Source organism: Sneathiella sp. HT1-7 (genome assembly GCF_020731145.1).
In the GTDB taxonomy this organism is placed as follows: domain Bacteria; phylum Pseudomonadota; class Alphaproteobacteria; order Sneathiellales; family Sneathiellaceae; genus Sneathiella.
This window is the reverse complement of the sequence record NZ_JAJFZN010000006.1, coordinates 133,766-140,306: the sequence shown is the minus strand read 5'-3', so window position 1 is coordinate 140,306 and position 6,541 is coordinate 133,766. Positions and strand designations below refer to the sequence as shown.

General features: G+C 51.5%; 4 protein-coding genes and 1 tRNA gene. 1 reads left to right on the top strand and 4 read right to left on the bottom strand.

Translation table 11 applies throughout. From position 1 onward, the window contains the following. A partial coding sequence (locus LKE13_RS18100; protein WP_227953170.1) for a recombinase family protein occupies positions 1-1,438 on the top strand: 1,438 nt, incomplete at its 5' end. A 177-nt stretch (positions 1,439-1,615) separates the two neighbouring features. Here the strand turns inward: LKE13_RS18100 and LKE13_RS18095 are convergent. The 4 genes from LKE13_RS18095 to LKE13_RS18080 form a co-directional block, all read right to left on the bottom strand. Then, positions 1,616-1,692: transfer RNA gene (locus LKE13_RS18095), tRNA-Ile, on the bottom strand. A gap of 128 nt (positions 1,693-1,820) precedes the next feature. Next, positions 1,821-3,890: an RNA polymerase sigma factor RpoD gene (gene rpoD, locus LKE13_RS18090; RefSeq protein WP_227953169.1), complete on the bottom strand. Its 2,070-nt coding sequence runs from the start codon at positions 3,888-3,890 to the stop codon at positions 1,821-1,823. A gap of 68 nt (positions 3,891-3,958) precedes the next feature. Then, on the bottom strand, positions 3,959-5,848 hold the full coding sequence (gene dnaG / locus LKE13_RS18085) for a DNA primase (RefSeq protein ID WP_227953167.1): 1,890 nt from the start codon (positions 5,846-5,848) through the stop codon (positions 3,959-3,961). A 77-nt stretch (positions 5,849-5,925) separates the two neighbouring features. Beyond that, positions 5,926-6,384: a GatB/YqeY domain-containing protein gene (locus LKE13_RS18080; RefSeq protein ID WP_227953165.1), complete on the bottom strand. Its 459-nt coding sequence runs from the start codon at positions 6,382-6,384 to the stop codon at positions 5,926-5,928. Positions 6,385-6,541 lie beyond the last annotated feature (157 nt).

The window sequence follows — 6,541 nt, the reverse complement described above, 5'->3', positions numbered from 1 at the left end:
CTATAAGGTGGATCGCCTCACACGGTCGCTTGCTGACTTCTCCAAGATCATTGAGAAGCTGGATCAACAGGACGTCTCTTTTGTCTCGGTCACCCAAGCGTTCAATACCACTTCCTCCATGGGTCGGCTGACGTTGAATGTGCTGCTCTCCTTTGCCCAGTTCGAACGGGAAGTCACCGCCGAGCGGATCCGCGACAAGATCGCGGCCTCCAAGAAGAAAGGCATGTGGATGGGTGGTAATCTGCCGCTGGGTTATGATGTTATGGATCGCAAGCTAGTGATCAATGAAAAGGAGGCGGCCACTGTCCGACAGCTGTTTAACCTTTATATCGAGCTCGGGACGGTCCGGCTTTTAAAGGCAGAGGCAGATCGCCTCGGTATCAGGACCAAGAGGGTTGTCCGAAAGGATGGATCTATTTCGGGCGGCAAGCCATTCCTGAGAGGCAATCTGTATCGGCTGCTCTCCAATCCGCTGTATATAGGATTGATCCCGCACAAAGAAGAAACCTTTCCCGGGATGCATAAAGCCATCATCGGTCAGGAAACCTGGGACCAGGTTCAGCAGACGATGAGTGGCAACAGTAGGAAGCGATCTTCGCCGACAAATGTGAAGGCACCGTTTCTGCTCACCGGGTTGGTGTTCGACGAAGAAGGAGAACCGCTCTATCAGGCCCAAGCCAGCAAACAGGGCAAGCGGTATCGCTACTATATCTCGAAACAGTTGGCGCAGGATGCTGAACCGGATGCAGGTGGATGGCGGCTACCAGCGCAAACCCTTGAAACAGCGATCATCAGCCCCATACAAGAACTGCTTCTTGATCAAAGCAGATTAATTGATGTCCTGCATCTCATGGACCACAGCCTGCCTGACTTGCAAGTGATAAACGAACAGGCCATCGCGCTGGCCGAAAAGATCATGAGCGACAATTCCATTTCTCGGAAGGATCTATTACAGGCGGTCATCCATCGGGTTGAGCTCAAATCAGATTCAATCTCAATTGAACTGAGCCGAGAGGCTTTGGCCAAGCTACTGCAAATCAAAATGTCCGATGGTCAGAACGAAGATCGCAACGTCCTCACTCTCAAAATTGACATTAAATTGCAGCGTAAGGGTGTCGAGGCAAAGTTGGTCATTGCTGGTGCGACGAAAGGCCAGACTGATCCGGATCTCTGTCGTCTGATTGCAAAGGGCAGGTATTGGTTTGATCAACTGGCATCAGGGGATGCCGGATCAGTGAAGGAAATCGCCGAGCGTGAAAAGGTCTTTGATACGGAGATCACACGGATACTTCCGCTTGCCTTCCTGGCGCCCTCCATCATTGAGAATATTCTTAACGGCCGTCAGCCGGAGACGTTGAATGTCAAATCCCTCAAAAAAATAAATCCACTCCCGACCGACTGGGATGAGCAGCGAAAACGGCTCGGTTTCCATCAATAGCGCATCGTAATATCCCATGAACTGGACCCTGAAACAGTACGACAGAGACGAATGCCGAATTGCGGCTTATTCACTCTCATGTGAGCGTCTCTGTTCACAGGGGATATCGCCAAAGGCCCCGGAACTGCGGGGTTCAGGGGCGAACCTGGACTGGACCAAGGTTCGCCTCTGTATGAGTGGTGGGCCCGGTAGGACTTGAACCTACGACCAGTCCGTTATGAGCGGACGGCTCTAACCAGCTGAGCTACAGGCCCGAATTTTGTTCCGTCATATCAAACTGACGTGAATAGCCCTTATTCGTGACTATTTAGCCTGTTCGCATAAGAGACGCAATTGGCGAAATGAATTTTCACCAATTTTATCGACGCGTTGGCGCGCCTGATTAAGTATCAAGAAAACTCCGCAGTTTACGTGAACGGCTCGGATGCTTCAACTTGCGAAGCGCCTTTGCTTCAATCTGGCGAATACGTTCACGAGTAACCGAGAACTGCTGACCCACTTCCTCCAGCGTATGATCTGTATTCATGCCAATGCCGAAGCGCATGCGCAGCACACGCTCTTCACGCGGGGTGAGAGAGGCCAGAACCCGTGTCGTGGTTTCGCGCAAATTCGACTGAATCGCCGCATCGAGAGGCTGAACTGCATTCTCGTCCTGAATGAAATCACCCAGATGACTGTCTTCTTCATCACCGATGGGGGTTTCGAGGCTGATCGGCTCCTTGGCGATCTTCATGACTTTACGCACTTTTTCAAGTGGCATGCCAAGCTTCACGGCCAGCTCCTCCGGCGTCGGCTCACGGCCAATTTCATGGAGCATCTGACGTGACGTCCGGACAAGCTTATTGATCGTCTCAATCATATGCACCGGAATACGAATGGTCCGGGCCTGGTCCGCGATCGAGCGGGTAATGGCCTGACGTATCCACCAGGTTGCGTAAGTCGAGAATTTATAGCCGCGGCGATATTCAAACTTATCAACCGCCTTCATCAGGCCGATATTACCTTCCTGAATGAGGTCAAGAAACTGCAGTCCGCGATTAGTGTATTTCTTGGCAATTGAGATAACAAGACGGAGATTGGCCTCTACCATTTCCTTCTTGGCGCGGCTGGCCTCCCGCTCGCCCTGCTGCACCGTGCTGACGATGCGGCGGAATTCATTCATCGGCATACCGAATTCGGAGCTGATTTTGATAATTTCGGTTCGAATATCACCAATGCTGCTCGTCTCATTCGCGACAAAATCCTTCCAGCCTTTGGCCTTGAGGACCCCCATTTTATCTACCCAGCCGGGATCGAGCTCATTTCCGAAATAATTTTCGAGAAAGCTCGCGCGGGAAACCTTGTGACGCTCAGCCAGACGCAAAAGCTTGCCTTCCAGGCTCATCAGCCGACGGTTAATACCGTATAGCTGGTCGACCAGCGCCTCAATTCGGTTGTTTGTGAGATGGACATCGTCCATAAGCTTCACCAATTCAAGCTTCAGCTTTTCGTACTTCTTTTCCTGCGAGTTAGAGACGGATTCATTTTCCAGTGCCGCCGTCAGACGAGCCTCCTGAAGTTTATGCAGTTTCTTATATGTTTTTGCAATTTCATCGAAACGTTCGAAGACTTCCGGTTTCAGTGTCTCTTCAAGGGCCGCGAGAGACATCGTATTTTCTTCGGCGTCATCCTCGTCGTCGTCACTTTCCTTGCTGCTGCCTTCTTCGCCGTCTTCCTCTTCTTTGTCGTCGTCACTTTCCTCAGAATCGGAATCGCTGTCTTCGTCATCCTCGCTCAGGCCCTTAGCGGGAAGCTCGTCGTCCTCGCTATCTTCGCTAAACCCTTCTTGCAGCGCTTTTTCAGCCGCCGCGCCCGCGCCATACGTCGCGTCAAGGTCGATCACATCCCGTAGCAGGAGCTTTTCCTGAAGCATCAATTCGCGCCAGTTCAGAATAGCACGAATGGTTAGCGGGCTTTCACAAATGGCACCAATGAGTTTACCCCGACCGGCCTCAATCCGCTTTGCGATGGCGATTTCACCCTCACGCGAGAGAAGCTCTACTGTACCCATTTCACGCAGATACATCCGGACGGGATCATCCGTGCGATCACCCGCAGTTGATGCAGGCTTTTCTGGCGTTTCCTTTACGCTTTTTTCCGGCACCTCGTCATCGTCATCGTCATCACTGTCTTTACTCTGAGGCGCAGGCGTTTCATCTCCGCCCTCTTCATCATTCTCGACAACATTGATGCCCATTTCCGAGAGCAAGGACATTGTGTCCTCAATCTGCTCTGACGACATCTGATCCTGAGGCAGCACCGCGTTTAACTCGTCGAAGGTCACATATCCCTTTTCCTTCGCTTTCGCGAGCATCTTCTTAACAGCTGCTTGCGAGGCATCAATTAACGGGCTATCAGGACTTTCATCGCTCTGATCCGACGTATCAACGGCTTCCGCACTCTTTGTCGCCATAAATTCTAACTCCTGAAAAATTCCGCTAAATCTGCCCCGCCCTTGCGGGTCCAAATGGGCTTGCCTGTCTAAACAATCTTATTGCGGCCGGACGCCAGTCCAAAACCGTCAAGGTTCGCCTCATTCCCCGAGGCCTCCTCCAATGCTTTCTTCGCCATCTTCAATCGATCGAGATTTTCCGATGTTACGTTTTCTCCCAATTGACGCTCCGCCGCTTCCAGATCTTTTTGCAGTGCCTCCAGTTTGTGGCGGTCCACAATATGTAGCCAAGCGTTCAGCGCGTCTTCATTTGCCGCAGCAGGATCAACAAACCAGTCCAGTGACTTGGTTGTCGGCCCCTGCAATCTCTTTACCTGTTCAGACAAATTACGTTTAGCTAAATGGTGCGCCATGCCTGAATAGTCAAGGGATGATTCGACCGTAGCAATATCTATTATTGCCCGCCGTATTCTGTCAAGTTGAGGGCTGGCGAGATGCAACGACGCCAGAGTATCAAAGTGATTTTCCAGTATTTCCGGGTGATTTACTGCGGTTAGCAGGATTAATTCCTCTCGTCGGGCACCATCCGGCACAGATGCCTTTCGAAGGGTGGCCGAGGGCATTTTGTGCGAATCACCTGATCGATTCGCGAATCGCCCGAATCGATTACGATCTGAACGCCCGTTTAATGTTCGTTCAGTTGCGCCCTGTTTCTTCCGAAAAGCCTGCCAGAGCTTTTCTTTAAAAAAGTTACGATAATACCCTTGCACTGCTGGATCGCGCATCTCATCACACAAACCATATAAAGCTTTTTCAAGAGCTGCTTTCCGCTCTGGTGTGTCAACAGAACGGCCCTCTGTTTCCTTCCGCCAGAGGATTTCTGACAGCGGCAGGGCTTTATCAAGAATGGCCCGCATCGCGCCGGCGCCCTCTTTCCGGATAAGGTCATCCGGATCAAGCCCGGCCGGGAGCAACGCAAATCTCAAAGAATGGCCCGGACGGAGAAGCGGCAGGGCACGTTCCGACGCACGCAACGCTGCACGCCAACCCGCCGTATCGCCATCAAGACACAAAATAGGCTCCGCCGCCATCTTCCAAAGGATTTGCAGTTGATCTTCAGTAATGGCAGTTCCAAGCGGTGCGACTGATTGCGTGAAACCCGCTTCACTCAGCGCGATCACATCCATATAGCCTTCGGCTACAATGATCATGCCGGAATCAAATGTCTTCTGACGCGCCAATGCCAAATTATAAAGAACATGCCCCTTGTGAAAGAGAGGCGTTTCGGGGGAATTTAGATACTTGGCCGGGGCATCGCCGAGCGCCCGCCCACCAAAGGCGATTACACGTCCCCGCCGGTCCGTGATAGGAAACATCAGGCGGTCGCGGAAGCGGTCATAACTCTCCCGACCATCGTCTGGCTTGATGATAAGCCCCCCTTCGATCAGCGTCGCTTCCGTCACACCGCGCGCTATCAACGCTTCCTTTAAGGCCGTTCGGCTATTTGGTGCGAAGCCCAATCGAAAATTTGCGACCGCTGCATCTGATACCTGACGGCGAGATAGATACCCTCGTGCACCGGTTCCGGCCTGGCTCGCCAATTGGGAGGAAAACCATTTCCCGGCCAGCTCCATGGCGTCATGAAGCGTGGCGGTGCGCTGCTGTCGTGCTTTCTCTTCCGGCCGTTCCACCGGCATCTCCAGACCGGCAAGCGCTGCGAGCCGTTCAACGGCTTCAGGAAAAGCCACCCCTTCGGTCTGTTTGACGAATTCAATCAAGTCGCCATTGGCACCGCAACCGAAGCAGTGATAGAAACCCTTCTCCTCATTAACCGTGAAGGAGGGGGTTTTCTCATTATGAAACGGACAAAGGCCGGAATATTCCCGGCCCTTCTTGGTGAGTTTTGTTCGGCGACCAATTAAATCCGCGAGGCTTACACGCGCCTTAAGCTCTTCCATGAAATGTGGCGGAAAGGCCATCTCTTTGTCCAACCTAATTTAATAATTTAACCGGTTAAATTATTAAATGATGATCATCTAAAATCTATCCGACAGGTTTACGCGCCAAGCGTATCCTTTACGATAGCGCTCGCCTTGGAAAAATCCATCTGACCGGCATACCGGGTTTTCAGCTCATCCATTGTCCGCCCCATATCCTTCAGGCCGTTAGCGTCTATATCCGCAATAACAGCCTCCACCGCTTTGCGGGTTTCCGCCTCGTCAAACTGCTTCGGCAGATAGTCTGATATAATATCAATTTCCTCCTGCTCCGCTGTGGCGAGATCAACCCGACCGCCCTTTTCATAAGCGGCAATTGATTCTTTCCGTTGACGCACCATAGTGGTCAGCATCTGCAGAATTTCGTCATCCGTGATTCCCTCTTCCGCGCCTTTATCTCGCGCGGCAAGGTCCCGGTCCTGCAATGTTGCAAGGATAAGACGTAACGTTGAGATCCGCCGCTTATCCTTTGATTTCATTGCTACTTTTAGTGACTCTTTTATTTCGTTCCGTAACATAAATATCCGAATCTATAGTGAAGAAAGGCGACATACTAGCTGAAACCATGGTTTAAGGCAAACCAAATATTATTGCTAAGTCATTGATTTTAAAGATTATTTTTTGCGTCGAAAAACTTGACGCGCTACTACAAACTGCTTATGTTGCTGCGCAATA

What these genes read in the sequence shown, in the direction of transcription:
- dnaG (WP_227953167.1), bottom strand. Translation starts at nt 5,848, where the DNA reads ATGGCCTTTCCGCCACATTTCATGGAAGAGCTTAAGGCGCGTGTAAGC.
- LKE13_RS18080 (WP_227953165.1), bottom strand. Translation starts at nt 6,384, where the DNA reads ATGTTACGGAACGAAATAAAAGAGTCACTAAAAGTAGCAATGAAATCA.
- rpoD (WP_227953169.1), bottom strand. Translation starts at nt 3,890, where the DNA reads ATGGCGACAAAGAGTGCGGAAGCCGTTGATACGTCGGATCAGAGCGAT.